22 protein-coding genes are annotated in these 23,286 nt (G+C 68.4%); 13 read left to right on the top strand and 9 right to left on the bottom strand.

Features of this window, described 5'->3' with window-relative positions; all coding sequences use genetic code 11:
- Nucleotide 1: 1 nt before the first annotated feature.
- Both ACSQ9A_RS09570 and ACSQ9A_RS09565 read right to left on the bottom strand, forming a co-directional pair.
- Nucleotides 2–3,127 (bottom strand): efflux RND transporter permease subunit, encoded by a 3,126-nt coding sequence (locus ACSQ9A_RS09570; protein WP_436303483.1) that lies wholly within the window; start codon nucleotides 3,125–3,127, stop codon nucleotides 2–4.
- Between the two features lie 14 nt (nucleotides 3,128–3,141).
- Complete coding sequence (locus tag ACSQ9A_RS09565) at nucleotides 3,142–4,425, bottom strand: efflux RND transporter periplasmic adaptor subunit (protein WP_436303482.1); 1,284 nt, start codon at nucleotides 4,423–4,425, stop codon at nucleotides 3,142–3,144.
- 243 nt (nucleotides 4,426–4,668) lie between these two features.
- On the opposite strand from ACSQ9A_RS09565, the gene ACSQ9A_RS09560 reads away from it, so the two are divergent.
- The 4 genes from ACSQ9A_RS09560 to ACSQ9A_RS09545 are packed head-to-tail and all read left to right on the top strand — an operon-like array spanning nucleotide 4,669 to nucleotide 7,418.
- Nucleotides 4,669–5,196 carry a DUF6622 family protein gene (locus ACSQ9A_RS09560; protein WP_093102678.1) on the top strand — a complete coding sequence of 176 codons (528 nt, stop codon included), beginning with the start codon at nucleotides 4,669–4,671 and terminating at the stop codon, nucleotides 5,194–5,196.
- A 40-nt stretch (nucleotides 5,197–5,236) separates the two neighbouring features.
- Entirely contained in the window at nucleotides 5,237–5,527 is a 291-nt protein-coding gene (locus ACSQ9A_RS09555; protein ID WP_093102335.1) for a 2TM domain-containing protein, read from the top strand.
- Nucleotides 5,527–6,588 (top strand): sensor histidine kinase, encoded by a 1,062-nt coding sequence (locus ACSQ9A_RS09550; protein ID WP_436306277.1) that lies wholly within the window; start codon nucleotides 5,527–5,529, stop codon nucleotides 6,586–6,588. Before ACSQ9A_RS09555 ends, ACSQ9A_RS09550 begins: the two co-directional genes overlap by 1 nt.
- A complete protein-coding gene (locus ACSQ9A_RS09545) occupies nucleotides 6,585–7,418 on the top strand; it encodes a LytR/AlgR family response regulator transcription factor (protein ID WP_093102334.1) in 834 nt (277 codons plus the stop codon). The genes ACSQ9A_RS09550 and ACSQ9A_RS09545 overlap by 4 nt, the downstream gene beginning before the upstream one ends.
- 77 nt (nucleotides 7,419–7,495) lie before the next feature.
- Here the strand turns inward: ACSQ9A_RS09545 and ACSQ9A_RS09540 are convergent, their stop codons facing one another.
- Nucleotides 7,496–7,858: a hypothetical protein gene (locus ACSQ9A_RS09540; RefSeq protein WP_436303481.1), complete on the bottom strand. Its 363-nt coding sequence runs from the start codon at nucleotides 7,856–7,858 to the stop codon at nucleotides 7,496–7,498.
- Between the two features lie 137 nt (nucleotides 7,859–7,995).
- On the opposite strand from ACSQ9A_RS09540, the gene ACSQ9A_RS09535 reads away from it, so the two are divergent.
- Entirely contained in the window at nucleotides 7,996–9,789 is a 1,794-nt protein-coding gene (locus ACSQ9A_RS09535) for a glutamine--tRNA ligase/YqeY domain fusion protein (RefSeq protein ID WP_436303480.1), read from the top strand.
- A gap of 14 nt (nucleotides 9,790–9,803) precedes the next feature.
- Here ACSQ9A_RS09535 and ACSQ9A_RS09530 read toward each other — a convergent pair whose 3' ends face one another.
- Nucleotides 9,804–10,742: a succinylglutamate desuccinylase/aspartoacylase domain-containing protein gene (locus ACSQ9A_RS09530; protein WP_093102329.1), complete on the bottom strand. Its 939-nt coding sequence runs from the start codon at nucleotides 10,740–10,742 to the stop codon at nucleotides 9,804–9,806.
- A gap of 130 nt (nucleotides 10,743–10,872) precedes the next feature.
- Here ACSQ9A_RS09530 and ACSQ9A_RS09525 point away from each other — a divergent pair, with 130 nt between their 5' ends.
- Both ACSQ9A_RS09525 and ACSQ9A_RS09520 read left to right on the top strand, forming a co-directional pair.
- On the top strand, nucleotides 10,873–12,540 hold the full coding sequence (locus ACSQ9A_RS09525; RefSeq protein WP_436303479.1) for an HsdM family class I SAM-dependent methyltransferase: 1,668 nt from the start codon (nucleotides 10,873–10,875) through the stop codon (nucleotides 12,538–12,540).
- The gene (locus ACSQ9A_RS09520; RefSeq protein WP_436303477.1) at nucleotides 12,537–13,745 is read left to right on the top strand and encodes a restriction endonuclease subunit S; all 1,209 of its coding nucleotides are present in this window, start codon (nucleotides 12,537–12,539) and stop codon (nucleotides 13,743–13,745) included. The genes ACSQ9A_RS09525 and ACSQ9A_RS09520 overlap by 4 nt, the downstream gene beginning before the upstream one ends.
- Here the strand turns inward: ACSQ9A_RS09520 and ACSQ9A_RS09515 are convergent.
- Entirely contained in the window at nucleotides 13,742–14,029 is a 288-nt protein-coding gene (locus tag ACSQ9A_RS09515) for a putative quinol monooxygenase (protein ID WP_093102325.1), read from the bottom strand. The two genes, ACSQ9A_RS09520 and ACSQ9A_RS09515, sit on opposite strands and share 4 nt — an antisense overlap.
- Before the next feature lie 123 nt (nucleotides 14,030–14,152).
- Nucleotides 14,153–15,313 (bottom strand): DUF4172 domain-containing protein, encoded by a 1,161-nt coding sequence (locus ACSQ9A_RS09510; RefSeq protein WP_436303476.1) that lies wholly within the window; start codon nucleotides 15,311–15,313, stop codon nucleotides 14,153–14,155.
- A gap of 93 nt (nucleotides 15,314–15,406) precedes the next feature.
- Here ACSQ9A_RS09510 and ACSQ9A_RS09505 point away from each other — a divergent pair, with 93 nt between their 5' ends.
- Genes ACSQ9A_RS09505 through ACSQ9A_RS09495 form a run of 3 tightly spaced genes read left to right on the top strand, consistent with a single transcriptional unit; the run spans nucleotide 15,407 to nucleotide 18,028 of the window.
- Nucleotides 15,407–16,825 carry an MFS transporter gene (locus tag ACSQ9A_RS09505; RefSeq protein ID WP_436303475.1) on the top strand — a complete coding sequence of 473 codons (1,419 nt, stop codon included), beginning with the start codon at nucleotides 15,407–15,409 and terminating at the stop codon, nucleotides 16,823–16,825.
- Nucleotides 16,822–17,127 carry a hypothetical protein gene (locus tag ACSQ9A_RS09500; protein WP_139191611.1) on the top strand — a complete coding sequence of 102 codons (306 nt, stop codon included), beginning with the start codon at nucleotides 16,822–16,824 and terminating at the stop codon, nucleotides 17,125–17,127. Before ACSQ9A_RS09505 ends, ACSQ9A_RS09500 begins: the two co-directional genes overlap by 4 nt.
- Nucleotides 17,108–18,028 carry an RNA polymerase sigma factor gene (locus tag ACSQ9A_RS09495; protein ID WP_436303474.1) on the top strand — a complete coding sequence of 307 codons (921 nt, stop codon included), beginning with the start codon at nucleotides 17,108–17,110 and terminating at the stop codon, nucleotides 18,026–18,028. Before ACSQ9A_RS09500 ends, ACSQ9A_RS09495 begins: the two co-directional genes overlap by 20 nt.
- Here the strand turns inward: ACSQ9A_RS09495 and ylqF are convergent.
- On the bottom strand, nucleotides 18,025–18,975 hold the full coding sequence (ylqF, locus tag ACSQ9A_RS09490; RefSeq protein WP_093102317.1) for a ribosome biogenesis GTPase YlqF: 951 nt from the start codon (nucleotides 18,973–18,975) through the stop codon (nucleotides 18,025–18,027). The two genes, ACSQ9A_RS09495 and ylqF, sit on opposite strands and share 4 nt — an antisense overlap.
- Before the next feature lie 59 nt (nucleotides 18,976–19,034).
- Nucleotides 19,035–19,904, bottom strand: coding sequence for a LytTR family DNA-binding domain-containing protein (locus tag ACSQ9A_RS09485; RefSeq protein ID WP_436303473.1), 870 nt, complete (start codon nucleotides 19,902–19,904; stop codon nucleotides 19,035–19,037).
- Between the two features lie 153 nt (nucleotides 19,905–20,057).
- On the opposite strand from ACSQ9A_RS09485, the gene ACSQ9A_RS09480 reads away from it, so the two are divergent.
- Together ACSQ9A_RS09480 and bamE are read left to right on the top strand one after the other, a co-directional pair.
- The gene (locus ACSQ9A_RS09480) at nucleotides 20,058–21,233 is read left to right on the top strand and encodes an acyltransferase family protein (protein WP_436303472.1); all 1,176 of its coding nucleotides are present in this window, start codon (nucleotides 20,058–20,060) and stop codon (nucleotides 21,231–21,233) included.
- Between the two features lie 83 nt (nucleotides 21,234–21,316).
- Complete coding sequence (gene bamE / locus ACSQ9A_RS09475) at nucleotides 21,317–21,907, top strand: outer membrane protein assembly factor BamE domain-containing protein (RefSeq protein WP_436303471.1); 591 nt, start codon at nucleotides 21,317–21,319, stop codon at nucleotides 21,905–21,907.
- Between the two features lies 1 nt (nucleotide 21,908).
- Here bamE and ACSQ9A_RS09470 read toward each other — a convergent pair whose 3' ends face one another.
- Nucleotides 21,909–22,817 carry an aminotransferase class IV gene (locus ACSQ9A_RS09470; RefSeq protein ID WP_436303470.1) on the bottom strand — a complete coding sequence of 303 codons (909 nt, stop codon included), beginning with the start codon at nucleotides 22,815–22,817 and terminating at the stop codon, nucleotides 21,909–21,911.
- 108 nt (nucleotides 22,818–22,925) lie between these two features.
- Between ACSQ9A_RS09470 and ACSQ9A_RS09465 the strand changes: the two genes are divergently transcribed.
- Entirely contained in the window at nucleotides 22,926–23,282 is a 357-nt protein-coding gene (locus ACSQ9A_RS09465) for an HPF/RaiA family ribosome-associated protein (protein ID WP_093102310.1), read from the top strand.
- Nucleotides 23,283–23,286 lie beyond the last annotated feature (4 nt).

Raw genomic sequence — 23,286 nt, 5'->3', positions numbered from 1 at the left:
CTCAAGCGGAATGCGTTGCTTCACGCTTTCCTCCGAATCTCCGCCCCATCCGATCAAAGGCAAGATAGATCACCGGCGTCGTGAACAGCGTCAACACCTGGCTCACCACCAGCCCGCCGAAGATCGCCAAACCCAGAGGACGCCGCAATTCAGCCCCCTCACCCCACCCGAACATCAAGGGCAAGGCGGCAAACAAGGCCGCCAGCGTGGTCATCAGAATGGGCCGGAAGCGCAGCAGCGCCGCCTGGTGAATCGCCTCCTGCGGCGACTTGCCCTGATGGCGCTCCGCATCGATCGCGAAGTCGATCATCATGATCGCGTTCTTCTTCACGATGCCGATCAGCAGAATGATCCCGATGATGCCGATCACGCCGAGGTCGTTGCCGGTCACCATCAGCGCCAGCAACGCCCCGACACCGGCAGAAGGCAGCGTCGACAAAATCGTCAGCGGATGGATGTAGCTCTCGTAGAGCACGCCCAGCACGATGTACACGCACACCACGGCCGCGAGGATCAGCCACAGCTGGTTGGTCAGCGATTTCTCGTAGGCCCCTGCCGCGCCGAGGAAGGTCATGCCCACGCTGGCGGGCAACGCGATGTCCTTGGCCGCGGCGCGGATCGCCGCGACCGACTTGCCGAGCGACACGCCCGAGGCGGTGTCGAAGCCCACGGTCGCGGCCGGGTACTGCGCGATCCGCGTGACTTGCAGCGGCGCGAGCTGCTCGCGCACGGTCGCCAGCGAGGACAGCGGCGTCGGCGTGCCCGCGCCGGTGCGCAGTTGCAGGTTGCCCAGGCCCTGCGGCGAAGACAGCGCCTCGCGCTGGGCCTCGAGGATCACGCGGTACTGGTTGGTCTCGGTGAAGATGGTCGACACGATGCGCTGGCCGAAGGCGCTGTAGAGCGCATCGTCGACCGAGCTGGCGGTGACCGACAGCCGCGAAGCGGTGTTGCGGTCGATGTCCACGTAGGCGGCCATCCCCTGCGCGCCCGCATCGGTGGTCGGGTTGCGCACCTGCGGCACTGTGCGCAGGCGCTCCACCAGCTTCCTCGCCCATTCGTTCACGGTCGTGGTGTCCACGCCTTCGAGCGAGACGCGGAACTCGGTCGGGCCGGTCTCGGCATCGATGGTCAGGTCCTGCGTCGGCTGCAGGTAGAGCGCCACACCGGCCACCGCGCGCACGCGCTCGCGCAGGCGCTGCATGGTCTCTTCCTGGTTGCCGCGGTCGGCGCGCAGGTTCACCAGCATGCGGCCGGTGTTGAGCGCCGTGTTGTTGGCCGCGTCCACGCCCACCACCGAGCTCAGGCTGCGCACCTCCGGGTCGGCCAGGATCGCGTTGGCCGCGGCCTGCTGCAGCTCGGCCATGCGCACGAACGAAACGTCCTGCGCCGCCTCGATGCGCGCCTGCAGCTGCCCCGTGTCCTGGGTCGGGAACAGGCCCTTGGGAATGGCGATGTAGAGCAGCACGGTGAGCACCAGCGTGAGCAGCGCCACCACCAGCGTCAGCGGCTGATGGCGCAGCACCCATTGCAGCCAGCCGTCGTAGCGCGCGATCACGCGATCGATGAACTGCTGCACCCGCGCGCCGAAGCGCCCGCCCTCTTCCGCCTGCGGTTTGAGCCAACGCGCCGACATCATCGGCACCAGCGTCAGCGAAACCACGGCCGAGATGAGGATGGTGATCGCCAGCGTGACCGCGAACTCGCGGAACAGCCGGCCCACCACGTCGCCCATGAAGAGCAGCGGAATCAGCACCGCCACCAGCGACACCGTCAGTGAAATGATGGTGAAGCCGATCTGCGTCGCACCCTTGAGCGCAGCCTTGAAGGGCGGATCGCCCTCCTCCAGGTAGCGCGCGATGTTCTCGATCATGACGATCGCGTCGTCCACCACGAAGCCGGTCGCGATGGTCAGCGCCATCAGGCTCAGGTTGTTGAGGCTGTAGCCCAGCAGGTACATGAGCCCCAGCGTGCCGATGAGCGAGATCGGCACCGCGACGCTTGCGATCACGGTGGCGCGCAGGCTGTGCAGGAAGAAGAAAATCACCAGCACCACCAGCACCACCGCCAGCGCCAGCTCGAGCTGCACGTGGTGCACCGAGGCGCGGATGCCGGTGGTGCGGTCGCTCAGCACCTCGACCTTGAGCGAACCGGGCAGCGAGGCTTCGAGATCGGGCAGCTGCTTCTTGATCGCGTCGACCGTGCCGATCACGTTGGCGCCCGGCTGGCGCTGCACGTTGAGGATGATGGCGGGGTACAGCGCCGCCGTGCTGTTGTCGTCCTTCGCTTTCTCGCTGCGCTGCGCGGCCCACGCGCCGAGCTGCGTGTTCTCGGCGCCGTCGACCACGCGCGCGACGTCGCTCATGCGCACCGGCGCGCCGTTCTTCCAGGCGACGATCAGGTTCTTGTAATCGGCCGCCGCCACCAGCTGGTCGTTGGCGTTGATGGTGTAGGCGCGCTTCGGGCCGTCGAAGCTGCCCTTGGCACTGTTGGCATTGGCCGCCGCGATCGCGGTGCGCAGCGTGTCCAGCCCGATGCCGACCGAGGCCAGCGCATTGGTGTCGGCCTGGATGCGCACCGCGGGCCGCTGCCCGCCCGAGAGCGAGACCAGCCCGACGCCGCTCGCCTGGCTGATCTTCTGCGCCAGCCGCGTGTTCACGAGGTTCTGCACCTCGGTCAGCGGCATGGTTTCGGAGCTCACGGCCAGCGTGAGGATCGGCGCGTCGGCCGGGTTGACCTTGGCGTAGACCGGCGGCGCCGGCAGATCTGCCGGCAGCAGCGAGCCACCGGCGTTGATGGCGGCCTGCACCTGCTGCTCGGCGACGTCGAGCGTCTGGTCGAGCGCGAACTGCAGCGTGACGATGGACACGCCGGCCGAGCTGGTGGAGCTCATGCGATCGAGCCCCGCCATCTGGCCGAACTGGCGCTCCAGCGGCGCGGTGACGGTGCGGCTCATCACCTCGGAGCTGGCGCCCGGGTAGAGCGTCTGCACCTGGATGGTCGGGTAGTCGACCTGCGGCAGGGCTGCCAGCGGCAGGAAGCGGAAGCCCACCAGGCCCGCGAGCACGATCGCGACCATGAGGAGCGCGGTCGCCACCGGCCGCTCGATGAAAGGACGTGAAGGGCTCATTCAGAGCACCTCGTTCAGGGCGACGCGGGCCGCTGGCGCCTGCCTTCGCCGCGCGGGCCTCTAGGGCCGGAAGCGCCGGGGCGCGGGCCGGTCACCGGCTTGTCGCCCTGGAGCTGCACGCGGGCGCCGTCCTTGATGCGGTCGCCACCTTCGGTCACGACGTTCTCGCCGGCCTCGAGGCCTTCGGTGATCGCCACCACGTCGACCGTGGACTCGCCGCGCTTGACGGCGCGCATCGAAACCGTGCGGTCTTCGTTGATCACGTACACGTAGTTGCCGTTGGGCCCCGTGCGCACCGCCGTCACCGGCACCACGATCGCGTTCACGGTGCGCAGCGTCATCTGGATATTGACGAACTGGCTCGGGAACAGCGTGACGGCGGCATTGCCGAAGCGCGCCTTGCCCTTCACGGTGCCGGTGCTGGTGTCGACCACGTTGTCGAGCGTGGAGAAGGTGCCGGTGTCGAGCGTCGCGCTGCGCGTGCGGTCCAGCGCCTTGACCGTGAGCGGCACACCCTTGGCGAGCTGGGCCTGGATGTCTGGCAGGCGGTCCTGCGGCACCGCGAACTGCACGTCGATCGGGTTCATCTGCGTGATCACCGCGATGCCGGTGCTCGCATTGGCCGTGACCGTGTTGCCGAGGTCGACCGTGCGCAGGCCGATGCGCCCGGCCACCGGCGCGGTGATGCGCGTGTAGTCGAGGTTGAGCCTGGCGGCAGCCTCGGACGCGCGGTCGGTGGTCACGGTGCCTTCGAGTTGCTTGACCAGCGCGGCCTGGGTGTCGACGTCCTGCCGCGCGATCGAATCCTGGGTGAGCAGCGTGCGGTAGCGCGCCAGCGTCACGCGCGCGGCCTCGAGCTGCGCCTCGTCGCGCACGCGCGTGCCCTGGGCCTGCATCAGCGCCTGCTCGTAGGGGCGCGGATCGATGCGCGCCAGCAGCTGGCCCTTGGTGACGGTCTGGCCCTCGGTGTAGAGCACCTCGGTGAGCACGCCGCCGACTTGCGGCTTGAGGGTGATGGTCGCCAGCGGCGTCACCGTGCCCAGCGCCTCGATGGTCACCGGCAGTTCGGCCCGGCGCGCAGCCGCGTGGCCGACGGTAGAGCTCGCGCCGCCGAAGCCGCCACGGCCGGCGGCCGGTTCGTTCGAGCGCTTGATCAGATACCAGGCACCGCCGCCCAGGGCCAGGACCAGCACCAGTGCGGCCAGGCTGCCCAGCCAGAGCCGGCGGCGCGATGGCGGCCGGGGAACGGGTTGGCCGGCGGGGATGGCGTCAGGAGGCTCGGGGGTGGGGGAAGACATCGGACGAAAAAGGGGCAGTACGGAGGCAGCCCTGAGTGGAGCGCCGAATCGTAGCGCTCCGTCCTTACGAACCGTAAAGCCGCGGTAAAGCCGGCGTTGACCTATGCATCCGGCGACGACGGATTGCAACTCGCGCCGTCCGGATGCGCTTCGTCGCAAGGGCGTGGCGGGCGCCGCGGCCGGCCGGCACAGTCCGCTCCATCGACGACTTCCGACCCCACTTCCCGGAGAAACGACATGCTGATGCTCGCCCAGATCCTGGCCCATACCCCCCGCTGGGTGTTCGCGCTTTTCGCCATGCTCGTGTGGCTCGGCGCCAAGCAATTGTTCGCCGGTGGCGTGAGCCTGACCCGCATCGCCCTCATGCCGATCGCCATGACCGCTTTGTCGGTCTACGGCGTTCTTTCCGGCTTCGGCGATTCGCCGATGGCGCTCATGGCCTGGGCCGGGGCGGCGGCGCTGATGCTCTGGACCGTGCTGCAGAGGCCGCTGCCCGCCGGCACGCGCTACGACGCCGCGGCGCGCCGGTTCCAGGTCGCCGGCAGCGCGGTGCCGCTGGCGCTCATGATGGGCATCTTCTTCACCAAGTACGCGGTCGGCGTGCTGCTCGCGATGCATCCCGAACTCAAGCAGCAGGCGGCTTTCGCGCTCGGCATCAGCGCGCTCTATGGCGGCGGGAGCGGCATCTTCGCAGCCCGTGCGCTGCGGATGTGGACCCTGGCGCTTCGCAACGACCGCGCGCAGGCCGAACTGCCGGCGGCAGGCGCCTAGGATCGGCCAGAATCTTCTTGTCTTTCAAAGAGGCGACACCATGAACGACGACTCCTCCAACCATGATCCGCAGGAACGGCTCGCCCGCCGCCGTGCTGGCGCCAAGATGGGCTGGTACATCCATGCCACCGTCTACCTGCTGGTCAACCTGTTCCTCGTGCTCCTGGCCACCTCGCGCGGGCAGGACTGGGCCATGTACCCGCTGCTCGGCTGGGGCCTGGGCCTCCTGATCCACGGCGCGGTGGTGTTCTTCGTCGCCCCGGGCGGCAATCTCTACGACCGTTTGCTCGAACGCGAACGCAAGGCGCTGCGCGGCGGAGACCGCCGGTGATCGACGCGCTGACGCGCAGCTTCACACCGGGGAATCTCAAGGACCTGCTGCGGCACGGCGTAACCACCGCGGTGTTCTCCTGCGTCATCGCGGTGGTGCTGGCCATTTCGGGCCGCGGCGGATGGGTGTCGCAGCTCATCTATTCGTTCTCGATCGGGATGATCAGCTGGCTGGTGATCGACATCGGCCGCCTGCTGCTGGCCGGGCGCAGCGACAAGCCTTGGCCGCTCGGCCTGCCGGGCATCCTGCTGGTCCTCACGGGCGTCGTGATCGGCTTTCTGGGCGGCAACGCGATCGGCGATGCCTGGACCGGCAAGCCGATGCTGGAGTTCCGGACCTTCTCGCCGGACAGGCTGGTCTCGACGCTGATGATCACGCTGGTCGCGACCATCGCGATCTGCTACTACTACTACAGCCGCGGCAAGGCCAAGTACCTCCAGGGGCAGATCGCCCTCGCCGAACGCGACGCCACCGATGCGCGGCTCAAGCTGATCGAAACGCAGCTCGAGCCGCACATGCTCTTCAACACCTTGGCCAACCTGCGCGTGCTGATCACCACCGATCCGCCGCGCGCCGTGGCCATGCTCGACAGCCTCAACAGCTACCTGCGCGTGACGCTCAGCGGCTCGCGCGCGCTCGCGCATCCGCTGGCGGCCGAGTTCCAGCGCCTGCGCGACTACCTCGAACTGATGTCGGTGCGCATGGGCGCACGGCTCGCCTACAGGCTCGATCTGCCCGAGGACCTGCGCGAGGTGCCGGTGCCGCCGCTCTTGCTGCAGCCGCTGGTCGAGAACGCCATCCGGCACGGCCTCGAGCCCAAAGTGGGAGGCGGCGAGATCGCGGTCGGCGCGCGGCGCGAAGGCCGGAATCTCCTCATCGACGTGTGTGATACCGGCGTGGGCATCGACAACACCCGGCCGCCCTCCGAAGATGGCGGCTTCGGCCTCGCGCAGGTGCGCGAGCGGCTCGCCACCGTGTACGGCCCGCAAAGCTCGCTGGACCTGAGCGCGGGTCCAGCCGGCGGCAGCCGCGCCACCATCACCCTTCCCTTGCCTGCATGAAACCCACCGCCCTCATCGCCGAAGACGAACCGCTGCTGGCCCAGGCCCTGCGTGCCGAACTCGCCGCCGCCTGGCCCGAACTGCAGGTGCTCGCCACCGTGGGCGACGGCCAGAGCGCGGTACGTGAGGCGCTGCGCCTGCTGCCGCAGGTGCTGTTCTTCGACATCCGCATGCCGGGCCAGGACGGCCTGGCCGCCGCCGCCGAACTGGCCGATGCCTGGCCCGCCGACGAGGCACCGATGCCGCAGCTGGTGTTCGTGACCGCCTACGACGAGTACGCGGCCCGCGCCTTCGACGCCCAGGCCATCGACTACGTGCTGAAGCCGGTGCAGACCGAACGCCTGCAGCGCACCGTCGCGCGCCTGAAGGACGCGCTGGAACTTCGCAATTCCCCCGCGGTACCGGCCGACGACGCGCTGGCCAGCACCCTCTCGCAATGGCGCAAGCTGCTGGCGACGGCCGGCGGCGCGGCCGCGGTTCCGGCGGGCGCGATGCCCCTCAAGCTGATCGCCGCCAGCGAGGCTGGCACCTCCGGGAACACGGTGCGCATGGTCCCGATCGACGAGGTGCAGTACTTCGAGGCGGCCGACAAGTACGTGCGCGTGCTGACCGCCAGCCACGAATACCTGATCCGCACGCCGCTCAAGCAGTTGCTGCCGCAGCTCGACGCCGGCGCCTTCTGGCAGGTGCACCGCGCCATGGTGGTGCGCAGCGAAGCCATCGAATCGGTGCACCGCGACGAGGCCGGCAAACTGCATCTGGCCCTGCGTGGCCGCCGGGAAAAAATCCCGGTCAGCCGCCTCTATGCCCACCTGTTTCGCGCCATGTGAAAAGAAGGCACCCATGAAAAAACCGGCCCTGAGGCCGGTTTTTTCATGTGACAGCAGGCAATCGTATCTGTCTGCGCTCAGCGCCAGTGGCCGTGACCATGGCCATGGCCGTGGCCGTGGCCGCGATAGTAGTGATGACGGTAGTAGCCATACGGCTGACGGTAGTAAACCGGGGCCGGCGGGCCGTAGTACACGGGGGCCGGACGGTAGTAGACCGGCGGCGGCGGCGCGTAGTACACGGGAGCCGGACGGTAGTAGACCGGCGGCGGCGCGTAGTACACCGGCGGAGCCGCCACGCCGACTGCCACACCGGGTGCGCTGATGCCGACCGACCAGCTCACGTCGCCGCGAGCATTGGCCGAGGCCGCCATGAACAATGCGCCCGCTGCGACCGCACCGGCGGCAGCCCATTTGAAGAAAGTGGAACGAGTGAGGCTCATTTTGTGGGACTCCTTGTTGGGAGGGCGCAAATCGCCCATGCCTGTATTGAACGCGCCAACTGTGAACTCGGTTCACATTGCTGGGTGAAGAAAGTTGCAAAAGGTAACACCGCGAGGGGCCCACCTAGAATGAACGGATGACTTCCCCTGCCGACCACGATACCGCCAAACCGAGCAATTTCCTGCGTCACGTCATCGAAAACGACCTCGAACAGGGCCACTATGCCGGCCGCCAATGGGGCGGTTCTCCCGGCGATGCGGCGCACCATGCCCAGGGCATGCAGGACCCGGCCCGGGTGCGCCTGCGCTTCCCGCCCGAGCCCAACGGCTATCTGCACATCGGCCACGCCAAGAGCATCTGGCTCAACTTCGAGCTGGCCAGGGAATACGGCGGCGTGTGCCATCTGCGCTTCGACGACACCAACCCCGAGAAGGAAGAGCAGGAGTACGTCGACGCCATCCGCGACGCCGTGAAGTGGCTCGGATACGACACTGTGCTGGCCGACGATCCGGCCCGGCTCGGCGCGCCCAACGAGCACGTCTACTTCGCGAGCAACTACTTCGACTTCATGTACCGCGCGGCCGAGTACCTGATCGGCGCCGGCCTGGCCTACGTCGACGAGCAGAGCGCCGAGGAAATCCGCGCCACCCGCGGCGACTTCAACACCCCGGGCACCGACAGCCCCTTCCGCAGCCGCACGCCCGAGCAGAACCTCGAGCGCTTCCGCGGCATGCGCGACGGCCAGCTCGCCGACGGCGCCGCCGTGCTGCGCGCCAAGATCGACATGGGAAGCCCCAACATCAACATGCGCGACCCGGCGCTCTACCGCATCCGCCGCGCGACGCACCACAACACCGGCGACACCTGGTGCATCTACCCGATGTACACCTTCGCGCACCCGATCGAGGACGCGCTGGAGCAGATCACGCACAGCATCTGCACGCTGGAATTCGAAGATCAGCGCCCCTTCTACGACTGGCTGCTCGACCGCCTGGCCGAAGGCGGCCTGATCGCCACGCCGCACCCGCGCCAGTACGAGTTCGCGCGCCTCAACGTGACCCACGTGATCACCAGCAAGCGCAAGCTGCGCCAATTGGTGGAAGAAGGCCATGTCGACGGCTGGGACGACCCCCGCATGCCGACCCTGGCCGGCCTGCGCCGCCGCGGCTACACGCCCGAGGCACTCAAGCTTTTCTGCGAACGCTCGGGCGTCACCAAGTCCGGCGGCTGGATAGACTACGCCAGCCTCGAAGCCGCGCTGCGCGACACCCTCGACCCGATCGCCCCGCGCGCCATGGCCGTGCTCGACCCGGTCAAGCTGGTCATCACCAACTGGGACGAGCTGATGGGCGCCGGCTTTTTGGACGAATGCACGGCCCCCGTGCATCCGCACCACCCCGAGATGGGCAAGCGCAGCTTCAAGCTGGGCCGCGAGGTCTGGATCGAGCGCACCGACTACGAGGACGTGCAGCCCAAGGGCTTTTTCCGCCTGTTCCCGGGCAACAAGGTGCGGCTCAAGTACGGCCACGTCATCGAATGCACCGGCGGCACGCGGGACGCGGACGGCAAGCTCGTCGAAGTGCAGGCCAGGCTGGTGCCGGACACCAAGAGCGGAACGCCCGGCGCGGATGCGATCAAGGTGAAGGGAAACATCACCTGGGTGGCGGCGGCCGATGCGGTGCCGGCCGAGGTGCGGCTCTACGAACGCCTTTTCGCTGCGCCCCAGCCGGGCGGCGGCGAACTGGAGGAAGACCTCAACGCCACGAGCCTGATCACGGCCAGCGCTTATGTCGAGCCCGCGCTGGCCAAGCCCGCCGGCGGCGCTGCCTTCCAGTTCGAACGGCACGGCTACTTCGTGCTGGACACGCACCAGGGCAACGGGCTCGTGTTCAATCGCGCGGCCGGCATGAAGGACAGCTGGGGCAAGTAGCCGGTCGCCGGGGTCTAGAGCGGCCGCGTCAGGTACACCGCCTCCCGCCCCACGATCGGCACCCGCGCCGGCATGAGCACGGTGCAGTCCTCGCAGAGCGCCCGAATCTCCTCCGCCCCATCGGTCGCGATCAGCTCGCCCTTGGCGAACACCTCGAAGCCGAGCAGCGGGCGCACGAAGCGGAACTCCTCGGTCTTGACCATCCGCGTTTCCAGCAGCTCAAAGCGCTGCTGCGGTCCGGGCGCCGGCGTGGCCGGGTCGCGCTCGATCAGGCCGAAATGGGCCAGAAAATCCAGGCTCACTGCGGTGGCCAAGTCGGCCGTGGCCTGCAGGAAGTGCTGGCCGCACTCGACCACCATGGCTGCGCCGGCCGGGCTCTCCTCCTCGCCGTGGCGGCCATGCTGGATCAGCGGCGTGCCCGAGCCCAGGCCCTTGGGCATGAGCAGGTGGATCGCGGGGCGTCCGATCGCCAGCGCCACCGCGGTGTTGCGCGCGAAGGCCGGGTAGACCCAGAAGGGCGCCACGGGCTGGCTGGTCGAGTGGATGTCGAGGATGTGGTCGGCCGCGGCCACGACGGGCCGCAGTTCGCGGGCGCGGCGCAGCTCGGGGCTGTCCTCGGGGCCGTCCAGCCACTCGTCGGACCAGATGCGGTTCAGGTTGTGGACGAGCTGGCGGTTTTCGAAGGGCTGGTCCGGGTCGAAGGCGTTGTAGGCCTCCACGTGGGCGAAGCTCACCGTGAGCGTGCCGGTCTTCGGGCGCACGCCGCTGTCGAGCAGATGGGTGGCGGCCGCCATGCCGCAGATCTCGTTGCCGTGGGTCAGCGCGTTGATCAGCACATGCGGCCCGGGCTTGCCGGATTCGAAGCGGTGGACATAGTCGACGCCGGTGTTGCCTTGGCGGTAGGCGGAAAGATCGGGCTGGGTGACTTCGAGCTGGGGCGGGATGGGAGGCATGGCGGGGTGTTCTTGAGAGGTCCCTGAGTTTGCTACAGCCGCGCCGCCACGGTGGAGGCCGTCAACCCCCTCCCAATTGCCTCGTAGACTCGTGACCCACAAACACAAATTCTTCGAGCGCCTTGCCCTCATGCCCCTGACTGCCGACATGCGACGGTCCATCGACCAGATTCGCGATTACCTTTTTGGCGGTGGCTACCCGGACCCGGTCAACAACGCCGAGCAGCTGTCCTTCCTGTTCTTCTTCTATCTCGTCGAGGGCATCGACGCCGAGGCCAAGGCACGCGCCCGCATGCTGAAGACGCGCCCCATCAGCCTGTTTGATGGCGAGTGGGAGCTCCGAAATCCCTTGAATGCCTTCGTGCCGGCCGCGCGCGAAGGCAACCTGCCCGCCACCGTGCTGCACACCGGCGAGCCGACCGTTCCGCGCAACCGCTTTCGCTGGTCGCTCTGGTCGCGCGAGCTGTCGGGCGAGGCGCTGGTGCGCTTCGTGCGCGACGAGGTGTTTCCCTTCTTCGCCGAGATCGGCGAAGCCTCGGCCTACGATTTCATGCGCGGCGCGCGCCTGGGCATCGACGATCCCACGGTGCTGACGCAGGTCATCCGCCTGGTGGACGGCCTGCGGCTCGACCAGGCCGATGCCGACACCAAGGGCGATCTGTTCGAGCACGTGCTGCGCCAGATGAAGCAGGCCGGTGAGCTGGGCCAGTTCCGTACGCCGCGCCACATCATCCGAACCATCGTCGAGATGGTCGATCCGCAGGTCGGCGAGACGGTCTACGACCCCGCCGCCGGCACCGCGGGCTTTCTGGTGGTGGCCTACAACCAGATCCGGCTCGCGAACTCCTCGCCCGGCGGCATCGCGGAGGCCGAGCTCGACGGCAAGACGCACCTGCGCGGCCTGGGCGACAAGCTCTCGGCCGACCAGCTTTCCACGCTGCAGACCGCCACCTTCTTCGGCAACGACGTCGACCCGAAGATGGTGCGGCTGTCGACCATGAACCTCACGCTGCGCGGCCTGGCCCATGTGCACATCCTGCAGCGCAACGTGCTGACCACCTCGCTCGACGCCGGCTACAAGGCCGCACTGGGCCTGCCGGCCGAAGGCTTCCACGTGGTGCTGGCGAACCCGCCCTTCTCGGGCCGGGTCGACAAGGACCGCATCGTCGACGAGGTGAAGATCGGCAGCACCAGCGCCACCGAGCTGCTGTTCCTCAAGTACATGCTCGACAGCCTGCGCCCCGACGGCCGGGCCGCGGTGGTGGTGCCGGAGGGCGTGCTCTTCGGCTCCACGCTCGCACACCGCGAGCTGCGCCGCCAGCTGATCGAGCAGCATCGTGTCGAGGCCGTGCTGAGCCTGCCCAGCGGCGTGTTCCAGCCCTACTCGGGCGTCAAGACCTCGGTGCTGTTCTTCCGCCGCGGCGGGCGCACCGGGCGCGTGCAGTTCCTGCATGCCGACGACGACGGCTACCGGCTCGACGCCAACCACGACACGCCCATCGAAGCCGACGACCTGCCCGCGCTATCGCAGGCCTACGCGCGTCGCGATGCAGCCTGGGCGCGCTGGCAGGCGCGCGATGCGGACGCCGAGTGGACCGAGAAATGGTGGTTCGCCGATGCGGCCGCGCTGCGCGCCAACGACTTCAACCTGTCGGCCAGCCGCTACCGGCCGATGAGCCGGGCGCAGGTCGAGCACCAGGATCCGCGCGAGCTGCTCGGCGAACTGGCGGCGATCGAGGCCGAGATCGTGGAAGAGATCGAGGCGCTGCGCGCCGCGCTGGCGGAGCGCATTCCATGATGCCGGCGGCTCGCATCGCGCTGCTCGGCGAGGTCTGCGACATCAACCCGAGGTTGCCGAAGTCGCACGGCCTGCAGGAAGACAGTGAAGTCGGCTTCGTCCCGATGGCCGCGGTGAACGAGACTTCCGGCACCATCGAGCAGCGCCTGATGCGCCGCTTCGCCGAAGTGAAGAAGGGCTATACCCCCTTCGCCGAGGACGATGTGCTGTTCGCCAAGATCACGCCGTGCATGGAGAACGGCAAGGCCGCCATCGCGCGCGGCCTGGCCGGTGGACGCGGCTTCGGTTCCACCGAGTTCCACGTGCTGCGCGCGAAAGAATCCGTTCTGCCCGAGTGGCTCTACTACTTCGTGCGCCAGCAGCGCTTTCGGCACGAGGCGCGCAGAAGCTTCACCGGCACCGCCGGCCAGCAGCGCGTGCCCGCGGCCTTCATGGCGGGCGCTGCCATTCCGGTGCCCGCGCTGGCCGAGCAGCGCCGCATGGTCGACGTGCTGTCCTGCGCGGAAAGCATCGTCCGGCTTCGGCGCGAAGCGCGCAAGAAGACCGAGCAGCTGATCCTCGCCATCCACGCCGACATGTTCGGCGACGCCGCCGCCAATCCCAAGAGTTGGCCGGTGGCGACGCTGGGCGATGTGCTCGAGCGCATCGACAGCGGCAAGAGCCCGCGCTGCCACGACCGGCCGAAGGCGCCCGACGAATGGGGCGTGCTGCGCCTGAGCGCGCTGAAGCATGCCGCCTACAACGAGTCGGACCACAAGACCCTGCCCGACAAGGAAGTGCCCGATGCGCGCTGCGAGGTCCGGCGCGGCGATCTCCTGCTCAGCCGCAAGAACACGCTGGAGCTCGTGGGCACGCCGGCCTATGTCTGGGACACCCAGGGCCGCATCCTCCTGCCCGACCTGATCTTCCGCCTCTGCCTGCGGCCCGAATCGGGCGTGCATCCGCTCTACCTGTGGGCGCTGCTGACGGCGCCGGCCATCCGAAGACGGCTTCGATTGATGGCCAGCGGAACGGCCGCGTCGATGCTCAACATCTCGAAGGAAAGGCTCCGTACGCTGCCGATCATGGTTGCGCCGCTCGCGCATCAGCAGGCATTTGCCGAACATGCGACGGCCCTGCACTCGATCTCGCTCCAGCAGCAGGCCGCGCTGGCCAATGCCGAGGCAACCTTCGAGGCCCTGCTCGCCAGGACCTTCAGACCCTAGACCAACCTGCTGTAGGCCACGATCTCCGGCGCCGCCGCAAACAGCGGCCCCGCGGCCGCGATCGCCGCGCCCACGTGCACGGTCGCCATGTGCGCATCGGCATGCGCCTTGGCCTGCCACTGCTCGACAGTCTGGAACACGTGCGGCGCCTCGGCCTGCTGGTAGAGCTCATAGCCCATGCAACCCGGTTCCTGTCGCGACTTGGTCGCCAGGTCGACGAGGATGCCCTTGGCGAGTTCGACGACCTCAGGTTTGACGGTGATGCGCGCGAGGACGTAGTGCATGGGTAGGCTCCGGCTGGAGTGAAGGATGAGTTTGCATCTTGACTTGGCGGCATGGCGCCGCGCCCGGGATTTTCCCGCTGGCGACCGCCCTGTGCGCATGTTCCGAGGCCTGTGGACGTGAGACTAGGCGTCGCCGGGCACCAGTGCGTAGCGCGTGCCTCGCCCCTGCCCTGTTCGCGCAAGCAGCCCCCATTCGGCAAGCCGCGTGAGTTCGCGGTAGGCGGTGGCACGCGATACGCCGGTGATCGCGACGTACTTCTCCGTGCTCATGCCGCCCGCAAAGCCTGCGGGCTGGGTGTCGAAGAGCTTGTTCAGCACCTTGCGCTGGCTGGGCGTAAGTTCAGGGTGAGCCGCCTGGATGCCGAGCCGGAACGCGCTCTTGTCGGCTGCGATCTGCATCTGGCTCAGCGTGGCAAGACATGCCTGTTCGACGCGCCCCACGAACCACAGTACCCAGGATGTGACGTCCATCTGCGTTTGGCAGGACGCACTGTGAAGATGCGCGTAGTAGCCCTGGCGGTCGAGCCAGATCTGCTGGGAGAGGCTGAACAGGCGCTGGCTGCTGCGCGTGTCCTGCGCCAACGCCAGATCGCTCAGCGCCCGGCCGATGCGGCCGTTGCCGTCCTCGAAGGGATGGATGGTTTCGAACCAGAGATGCGCCAGCGCGGCACGCACGATGCCGTCCATGCCGGCGCGAAGCTCCGCATTGTTGAACCAGTCCACCAGCAGGCGCATCTGCGACGGCACATCGCGCGAGGCCGGCGCCTCGTAGTGCACCGTGTCCGGCTTGCCCAGCCTCGGCGTGACGATCTGCATGGGCTCGGGGTGCGTGCGGTAAGCACCCGTCACGATGCGCGTGATGCCGCTACGGCCGTTGGGGAACAGCGCAGCATGCCAATCGAAAAGGCTGGCCTCGGTCAGTGGCTGCTGCCATTGCGCGACCGCGGCCTCGATCGCATCCAGCGTGGCTTCGGCACGGGGTTCGCGCTGGGTCAGCCGCGCGCGACTGCTCTGCGTCAAGCCCAGACGGCGCGCGGCCGACGCGCGCACCGAATTGATCTGCAGCATTTCGCCCTCGATCTGCGCGGTGGCGACGGCTTCCTGCGCCCATTCGGTGAGCTGCAGTTCGCCCAGATCGACCAGTTGAAGGCCGCTCGCTACGCCGAGCATCCGTCCTTGCGCAACGCGAGCCGCGGCCAGCGCCGGCTGCAGCGCCTGCGCGTCGAACTTGAAATGAGGCCAATCGGCGGCCTGCCAGATCCACATGAAGCGCATCTTATCCATTTTCGCTTCAAATTTGAAGCGTAAAGAACGGCTTTGCGCTTCATTGGATTCCTCGCACCGCATCCTTTCCCGCGCCCCGTTCGTCCTCGTCGTATGACCTACGACCCGACATTTCACGTGGCCCCCTCCCCGCGCTGGGTTCTCGCGCTGGCCTCGCTGACCTCTTTCATGATCGCGCTCGACGCGCTGGTGGTCACGACCGCCCTGAACGCGATCGGCAAGGATTTCGGCGCACCGATCGAAGCGCTGGAATGGACCGTCAATGCCTACAACCTGAGCTTCGCCGTGCTGCTCATGAGCGGCGCGGCGCTCGGCGATCGCTTCGGGCGCCGGCGCATGCTGGTCGCGGGCCTCGCGATCTTCGTCCTCGCCTCGGTCGGCTGTGCGATGGCGGGCAGCGTCGCCTGGCTGATCGCCGCGCGCGCCCTGCAAGGGGTCGGCGCGGCACTGGCGATGCCGCTGGCGATGGCGCTCTTGAGCGCGGCCGTTCCCAAGGAGACGCGGGCCCGGGCGCTCGGCATCTTCAGCGGCGTCACCGGGCTGGCCCTGATCGTCGGGCCGGCCGCGGGCGGCGCGGTGGCCGAAGGCCTTGACTGGCGATGGATCTTCTGGATCAACGTTCCGATCGGGCTGGTCGTCGCTCCGCTCATGCTGCGCCGCATCCCGGAGAGCCGCGGGCCGGCCGCCGCGCTCGACCTTCCGGGCGTGCTGCTCGCCACCGGCGCGATCCTGGGCGCGGTGTGGGGACTGACGCGCGGGCACGAGGCCGCCTGGGCCAGCGTCGAAGTGGCCGGGGCGCTGGCGGCCGGCCTGCTGCTGGCGATCGGCTTCCTGGCCTGGGAGCGGCGCGCAGTTGCGCCGATGCTGCCGCTCTCGCTGTTCCGCTCGCGCGGCTTCTCATCCGCCATTGCGGCCAGCTTTCTTTTCTACGCGCCGATGTACGGCACGGTGTTCTTCCTGCCGCAGTTTCTGCAGTCGCAGGGCGCGGGCCCGCTCGGCGCGGGGCTGCGGCTCTTGCCATGGACGGCCACGCTGTTCGTGGTCGCGCCCCTGGCGGGCAGCCTGGTCAACCGCTTCGGCGAGCGGCCGCTGGTCGTCTGCGGCGTGCTGCTGCAGGCCATCGGCAGCGCCTGGATCGCGCTGATCGCGGCGCCCGATCTTCCCTATGCCCAGCTCGTCCTGCCGCTGATCGTCGGCGGTGCCGGCGTCTCGATGGCCATGCCCGCGGCCCAGAACGCAGTGCTGAGCGCGGTGGCGCCCGTGGAGATCGGCAAGGCCTCCGGCACCTTCAACATGTTTCGCTACCTGGGCGGAATGTTCGGCATCGCGCTCCTGGTCGAGGTGTTTGCGCGCGCCGGCAACCTGGCCTCGCCGCCGGCCTTCAGCCTGGGCTTCACGCAGGCGATGGGCGTTGCTGCCGCGCTTTCGCTGCTGGCCGCCTTCGCGGCCTGGCGGCTCCCGACAGAAAACAAGCTGTTCCGGCCCCTGCCGGAGAAAGGACTCCGATCATGAAACGCATGGTGCAATACAAGGTGAAGGCCGACCGGGTGGCCGAGAATGAAAGCTACGTCCGCGCGGTGTACGAAGCGCTCCATCAGGCCCGACCGCCTGGCCTGCACTACGCCACCTTCAAGCTGGCGGATGGCGTGAGCTTCGTCCACCTCGTTTCGCATGAGGCCGCGGACGGTGCCAATGCCTTGACGGCGCTTCCCGCCTTCAAGGCCTTCACGGCGGAGATCCGCGAGCGCTGCGAGACGCCGCCGGTCACGACGGAACTGGAGGAGATCGGGTCCTATGGCTTCTTCGGCAAGTGACACGCGCGACGCGATCCTCGGCACGCTGGAAGAGGCGCGCCGGCAGTTCCTGGCGCTCGTCGACGAGGTGCGGCCCGAGCTGCATCGCTACTGCACGCGCATGACCGGCTCGGTCGCCGACGGCGAAGACGTGGTCCAGGACACGCTGGCACGCGCCTACTACCAGCTGTCGGAACTGAAGGAGCTGCCACCGCTGCGCCCCTGGCTTTTTCGCATCGCCCACAACCGGGCGGTCGACCGCTGGCGGCACGATGCGTACCTGAAGACCGAGCCCCTCGACGCAGCATCCGAGATCGCGGACGACGAGGCGCGCGAGCCCGACCAGGCGCTGGCGCGGCATCAGGCCGTGCATGCCGCCCTCTCTCTCTTTCTTCAGCTCGCGCCGGCGCAGCGCGGCTGCGTGATCCTCAAGGACGTGCTGGACCATTCGTTGGAGGAGGTCGCGAGCGAGCTCGAACTGAGCGTTCCGGCCGTCAAGGCCGCGTTGCACCGCGGGCGCGTGCTGCTGCGCGAGCTGTCCGAAGTCGCGCCGCCGCCAACGCCGGCGCGCGCCTTCCAGCCGGCGCTGGTGCGCTATGCAAGCCTGTTCAACGCCCATGACTGGGACGGCGTGCGCGCCATGCTCGCCGACGAAGTGCGGCTCGACCTGGTGTCGCGGCGCAAGGCGGCAGGCCGGCGCGACGTGGCGCCCTACTTCGGCAACTACGCCAAGCTCCCCGACTGGCACCTGGTGCCGGGCTGGCTCGATGGCCGCGAGGTGCTGGCGGTTTTCTCCCCGCCGGGCGCGGCGCGGCCGAACTACTTCATCGAATTGAGCTGGCAGGACGATCGGGTGAGCGCAATCCGCGATTTCTACTACGTGCGCTACATCGCACAGGAAGCGCAGATCGAATTCGACTAGGGCCTCTCGGGCGGGCTGTCTTCCTGCTCGGGAGGGCGCTTCTTGCGCGAGCGCGCTTCCTTCTTCGCCCGGCGCTCCGCATCCAGCAACTGCCCCGCCGCGAGCCACCCGGCAAACTCCTGCGGCGTCTCCAGCGTGATGCGGCCCATGTTGCCGCTGCGGAATTCGTGCATCACGACCTCGGCCGCCTTCTGCAGGTTCACGCGGCCCCGGCCGAGCAGCGCGCCGCGCTTGCGGCCGATGGCTTCGAGCACCTGCTCGTCGCGGAAGCCCTCGATCGATTCGAGCTTGAAGCGCGCCTCGACCAGGCCCGCGTAGTCGCGCTTCAGGTAGTCGAGCAGTTCCAGCGCCACCTCTTCCTCGTCGAAGGCATTGCGGCCGATGGCGCCGCTGGCGGCCAGGTTGTAGCCGCTCTTGGCCACGATGATGCGCGGCCACAGCATGCCGGGCGTGTCCCAAAGATAGAAGTCGTCGGCCAGCACGATGCGCTGCTCGAGCTTGGTGATGCCGGCCTCGTCGCCGGTCTTGGCCTTGCGGCTGCCGGTCAGCGTGTTGATCAGCGTGGATTTGCCGACGTTGGGAATGCCGCAGATCAGCACGCGCATCGGCTTGGCCATGCCGCCGCGGTTCGGCGCGAGTTCGTGGCAGGCGTCGATCAGTTGCCGCGCCGGCGCGGTCTGGCTGGCATCGAGGCCGATCGCGCGCGTGGCCGGCTGCGCGTTGTAGTGGGCCAGCCAGAGCGCGGTGCGTTCGGGATCGGCCAGGTCCTGCTTGTTGAGCACCTTGAGGCCCGGCTTGTGGCCGGTGAGTTCGGCCAGCATCGGGTTGGCGCTGGAGCCCGGCAGGCGCGCATCGAGCAGCTCGATGACGACGTCGATGTCCTTGATCCGTTCGGCGATGGCCTTCTGGGTCAAGTGCATGTGACCGGGGAACCACTGGATGGCCATCGGGAATGTTCTTTCTCTTGCTGCGGGAAGGCCTGCGATTGTCGCCGCGGGCCCGAAGCTCAGGCCCGCAGCGCGTCGCGGTAGCGCCGGCTGCAGGGGATCTGCGTGCCGTCGCGCATGTGCAGCCGGGCGTCGCCGCCGTCGAGCGGCTCGATCTCGGCCACCCGGTCCAGGTTGGCCGCGTAGCTGCGGTGCACGCGCGCATAGCGGGCCGGATCGAGCTGGGCCAGGAAGTCGGTCAGCGTGGCGCGCAGCAGGTAGTCATGCCCGTTGACGCGCAGGCCGACGTAGTTGCCCTGGGCCTGCAGCCAGTCGATGTCGCTGGCCGCGATCAGGAACTCGCGCCTGAGCTTGCGCACCAAAAAGCGCTCGGGCCGCTGCGGCGCCGCCTCCGGCGCGGGCGGCGCGGGCTCGGCCGCACCCTCCGGCGCATCGAGCACGCGCGCCTCGCCCTGCAGCCGCAGCATGAAAAGCCGGTAGCCCAGCAAGGTCACGAGGAAGAGCGCGTAGGTGCGCACGTCCTTGAGGTACTCATAGAACCACTTCTCGGCCCAGGGGCCGAAGTCGTACTGGCTGCCGGCCAGCGCATAGACCGCATGGCGCAGCGCCACCATGCCGGCCACATGCACCAGGCTGAAGACCACGCTGCCGGCCAAGTGCCAGGCCCAGTTGCGGCCGAGCGTGGCCAGGTTGAGCGGGAAGCGGCGCTCGAAGGCGAACACCGCCGGCACCAGCGCGAGCAGCACAAGATGACTGGAAAGCTCCCAGGCCACCGGCTGCCACAGGGGCACCTCGCGTGCCAACTTGCCCGCGTCGACCACGGCGACGGCGGTGTTGAAGACCGCCTGCAGCACCATCACGATCACCCAGAAGGCGATCTCGGCCCGCCGCCGATAGGGCTGGTAGCGTTCGAACAGGTTCTTCGGCATGGCGGGATTCTCGTGAATCCGGATCGGGACGGCCGAATTTCGTCCCTCCGGAGCCGCCGCTCGTCACAAAGCGCCGGCGGATCGTCCCCTGGCCGCCCCTGCGCACCGAACCGCGCGCCACCATGGCCGCCTTGCCATCCAAGGAGCCGGACCATGAGCACCGACCGACGACACGACATCGATGCGCTGCGCGCGCTGGCCTTCCTGCTGCTGATCCTCTACCACGTGGCGATGTACTACGTGGCCGACTGGCCGTGGCACCTCAAGAGCCCGCATGCCGCCCACTGGCTGCAATGGCCGATGCAGGCCGTCAACATCTGGCGCATGGACTTGGTGTTCCTGGTGTCGGGCGTGGCGCTGGGTTTTCTGTTGCGCGGCCAGGAGCCGCTGCGCCTGGTCGGACAGCGTGCGCTGCGGCTGCTGCTGCCGCTGGCGATCGGCATGACGGTGGTGGTGCCCTACCAGGCCTACGCCGAAGCCGTGGCCAAGGGGCTGGTGGCGCCGGGATTCGGCGCCTTCATGGCACGCTACCTCGCGATGGGGCCCTGGCCCAAGGGCGCCTTCGCCGGCTCCGATTTCGGCATGACCTGGAACCACCTGTGGTACCTGCCCTACCTCTTCGCCTACACGGCGCTGGTGGCGCTGCTGCTGCCGGTGCTGCGATCAGCCGCTGGACAGAGGCTGCGCGTCGCCTTCACCGGTCTGCGGCGCTGGCGGCTGCTGGTGCTGCCGGCCCTGCCGCTCGTGCTCTTCACGCTGGTGCTCGGGCCGCGCTTCCCGGCCACCCACGACCTGATCCACGACTGGTACCTGCATGCCCTCTACTTCACGGTCTTTCTCTACGGCTACTGGATGGGCATCGATGCCGGCCTCTGGCGCGACCTGGCGCGGGTGCGCGGCTGGGCGCTGGCGCTGGCGGCGGCCCTCCTCGTCGCCTACTTCGCGCTGAAGCTGGCCGGCGCCGATATTCGGCTGTTGCGCGTGCTGCGCGCGCTCTACCTGTGGAGCGCGCTCGCGGCCATCCTGGGCTTCGCCCATCGTTACCTCGACCGCCCCTGGCCCTGGCTGGGCTGGGCCAACGAGTCGGTCTACCCCTGGTACATGCTGCACCAGACGCTGATCGTCGCCGGCGCCGTCGCGCTCGCGTCATGGCGGCTCGGCCCGGTGCTGGAGCCGGTCTTGCTGGTGGCACTGACGGTGCTCGGCTGCTGGGCGCTGAGCGACGGGCTGATCCGCCGCGTCGGCTGGCTGCGGCCGCTGTTCGGGCTCAAGCAGCGCGCCCCTGCGGCCGGCGATCGGCCACGATTTCGAGACTTTGTAGCACGCTGAGTTGTAACAACGCCTCTAGAATCCCTCGCGCTGCGCGCCACCCCGGCTCGCAGCGCCCAACAACATCCAACGAGGGAGTTCCGATGTTCCAGCGCTTCGCCCTGGCCGCCGTCCTGGCGGCCACCCTTCCCCTGTCCGCCGCTCACGCCCAGCGTCCTGCGCCGCCGCAGGGTCCGATGATCCAGGGCTACCTGTGCTGCAACATGCGCAGCTACGGCAAGCAGATCAGCGACATCAACTACGACGAGCAGGGCATGAGCATCGTGGCCGCGGGCACGCCCGCGCGCATCACCGGCTACGACTTCCGCTGGGTCGACCTGGACATCGGCGGCCGCCCGCAACGGCTCAAGAACGACTACAGCCGCGACATCCCGACCACCGCGTTCGGGCAGCGCTATGTCGTGACCGAGGACCCGAAGATCAAGCTGGTCGGCTACCCGGAGAAGACGCGCGCAGCCATCGCGGCGATGAAGGTGACGCCCGGCATGACGCGCGAGCAGGTGCTGATGGCGCTGGGCTACCCCGTCAGCAGCGAGAACCCGAAGCTGGACGCCCCCGTGTGGCGCTACTGGCTCGATACCTGGGCCGAATACCAGGTGATGTTCGAGTCGGGCGGCACGGTGAAGAGCATCGTGGGCGATCCGGCGACGCTGAACCGGGTCTCGCTGCCATGATTCACCGGCCGTAGTCGATGGGCCGGCTGTAGGCCGGGTCGCGGTGCCAGTCCCAGTAGATCTGGAGCAGGCGCTGCGTCACCGGGCCGGGCACGCCGTCGCCCAGCACCTGGTCGTCCACCCGCGTCACTGGCAGCACGCCACCACCGGAGGTGCTCAGAAAAGCTTCGTCGGCGCTGCGCAACTCCTCGGCCGGCAGGTCACGCAGCTCGACCCGCATGCCGAGCGTCTCTGCGATCTCGATCACGGTGCGCCGCGAGATGCCTTCGAGCACGCCGTCCTTCGGCGTGACGACGGTACTGCCGCGCACGCAGAAGACGTTGAAGCCCGGACCTTCGACCACGTTGCCGGCCGCATCGGTCAGCACCACGGTGTCGGCGCCCGCATCGAGCGCGCCCAGGAGGCCCATGGTGAGGTCGTTCCAGTGGTAGTTCTTGGCCTTTGGATCGACCGAGCTCGCCGGGATGCGCTGCACCTCGCTCACTTTCAGGTGCAGGCCGCGCTCGCGCTGCACCTCGTTGGCGATCCACACGAAGGGCACGGCGAAGGCGTAGAAGCGATTGACCGCCTGGCGCGGATCGCGCGAGCCCCAGGGCGGCTGGCCGCGCGTGACGATCATTTCGACATAGGAATTCCGCAGGCCGCTTCTGCGCACGCATTCGGTCAGCACCTCGGTGATCTGCGCCGTCGTGAGGCCGGGGTCGAGCCGGAAGCGCTCGCAGCTGCACATGAAGCGCTCCAGATGCGCATCGAGCCGGAAGAAGGCGCCTTCCCACACGGTGACCACGTCGTAGGTGGCGTCGGAGCGCAGAAAGCCCCAGTCGGTGATGGGGATGGCGGCCTCGGCGATGGGCACGTAGTTGCCGCGTACGAAGGCAACACCGCCGGAAAGGTCGGGCACGGAGGGCATGACTTGGAAACTCCTTCGGTCGCATGCTCCAAATGCTTACGCACGGAGTCTGGGTTGGGCGCAAAGTCGGTCTTGTTCATCAGCAGATGAGCGCGAAAGGTACCTGACATGCAGATACAAGTGAACACCAGCAACGGCGTCGAGAACAAGGATGCCCTGGAACGCTGGGCCAATGAGGAGATCAGGCATGCATTGAGCCGTTTCGCGGCCGACGTGACGCGGGTCGAAGTGCACCTGAGCGACCAGAACCATGATGCCAGCGGCGGCGGCGACAAGCGCTGCGCGATGGAGGCGCGCCTCGCGCGCCATCAGCCGGTGGCCGTGACGCAGCACGCGCCGAATCTCGACGAGGCTTTCCGCGGCGCGGCCGACAAGCTCAAGCGCGCACTGGACAGCGCGCTGGGCCGCCTCAGCAAGCACGGGCGCGAATCGATCCGCAAGGACGGCGGCGCGGTCGTCGAATGAGCGC

This window comes from Variovorax sp. LjRoot290 (assembly GCF_964253985.1).
Taxonomy (GTDB): domain Bacteria; phylum Pseudomonadota; class Gammaproteobacteria; order Burkholderiales; family Burkholderiaceae_C; genus Variovorax.
This window is presented reverse-complemented; position numbering and strand designations above follow the sequence as displayed.

Bases quoted from the DNA above. Each gene is read 5' to 3' on its own strand.
- ACSQ9A_RS09570 (WP_436303483.1), bottom strand. From the start codon at position 3,127: ATGAGCCCTTCACGTCCTTTCATCGAGCGGCCGGTGGCGACCGCGCTC.
- ACSQ9A_RS09565 (WP_436303482.1), bottom strand. From the start codon at position 4,425: ATGTCTTCCCCCACCCCCGAGCCTCCTGACGCCATCCCCGCCGGCCAA.
- ACSQ9A_RS09560 (WP_093102678.1), top strand. From the start codon at position 4,669: ATGCTCGCCCAGATCCTGGCCCATACCCCCCGCTGGGTGTTCGCGCTT.
- ACSQ9A_RS09555 (WP_093102335.1), top strand. From the start codon at position 5,237: ATGAACGACGACTCCTCCAACCATGATCCGCAGGAACGGCTCGCCCGC.
- ACSQ9A_RS09545 (WP_093102334.1), top strand. From the start codon at position 6,585: ATGAAACCCACCGCCCTCATCGCCGAAGACGAACCGCTGCTGGCCCAG.
- ACSQ9A_RS09540 (WP_436303481.1), bottom strand. From the start codon at position 7,858: ATGAGCCTCACTCGTTCCACTTTCTTCAAATGGGCTGCCGCCGGTGCG.
- ACSQ9A_RS09535 (WP_436303480.1), top strand. From the start codon at position 7,996: ATGACTTCCCCTGCCGACCACGATACCGCCAAACCGAGCAATTTCCTG.
- ACSQ9A_RS09530 (WP_093102329.1), bottom strand. From the start codon at position 10,742: ATGCCTCCCATCCCGCCCCAGCTCGAAGTCACCCAGCCCGATCTTTCC.
- ACSQ9A_RS09525 (WP_436303479.1), top strand. From the start codon at position 10,873: ATGCCCCTGACTGCCGACATGCGACGGTCCATCGACCAGATTCGCGAT.
- ACSQ9A_RS09520 (WP_436303477.1), top strand. From the start codon at position 12,537: ATGATGCCGGCGGCTCGCATCGCGCTGCTCGGCGAGGTCTGCGACATC.
- ACSQ9A_RS09515 (WP_093102325.1), bottom strand. From the start codon at position 14,029: ATGCACTACGTCCTCGCGCGCATCACCGTCAAACCTGAGGTCGTCGAA.
- ACSQ9A_RS09510 (WP_436303476.1), bottom strand. From the start codon at position 15,313: ATGGATAAGATGCGCTTCATGTGGATCTGGCAGGCCGCCGATTGGCCT.
- ACSQ9A_RS09505 (WP_436303475.1), top strand. From the start codon at position 15,407: ATGACCTACGACCCGACATTTCACGTGGCCCCCTCCCCGCGCTGGGTT.
- ACSQ9A_RS09500 (WP_139191611.1), top strand. From the start codon at position 16,822: ATGAAACGCATGGTGCAATACAAGGTGAAGGCCGACCGGGTGGCCGAG.
- ACSQ9A_RS09495 (WP_436303474.1), top strand. From the start codon at position 17,108: ATGGCTTCTTCGGCAAGTGACACGCGCGACGCGATCCTCGGCACGCTG.
- ylqF (WP_093102317.1), bottom strand. From the start codon at position 18,975: ATGGCCATCCAGTGGTTCCCCGGTCACATGCACTTGACCCAGAAGGCC.
- ACSQ9A_RS09485 (WP_436303473.1), bottom strand. From the start codon at position 19,904: ATGCCGAAGAACCTGTTCGAACGCTACCAGCCCTATCGGCGGCGGGCC.
- ACSQ9A_RS09480 (WP_436303472.1), top strand. From the start codon at position 20,058: ATGAGCACCGACCGACGACACGACATCGATGCGCTGCGCGCGCTGGCC.
- bamE (WP_436303471.1), top strand. From the start codon at position 21,317: ATGTTCCAGCGCTTCGCCCTGGCCGCCGTCCTGGCGGCCACCCTTCCC.
- ACSQ9A_RS09470 (WP_436303470.1), bottom strand. From the start codon at position 22,817: ATGCCCTCCGTGCCCGACCTTTCCGGCGGTGTTGCCTTCGTACGCGGC.
- ACSQ9A_RS09465 (WP_093102310.1), top strand. From the start codon at position 22,926: ATGCAGATACAAGTGAACACCAGCAACGGCGTCGAGAACAAGGATGCC.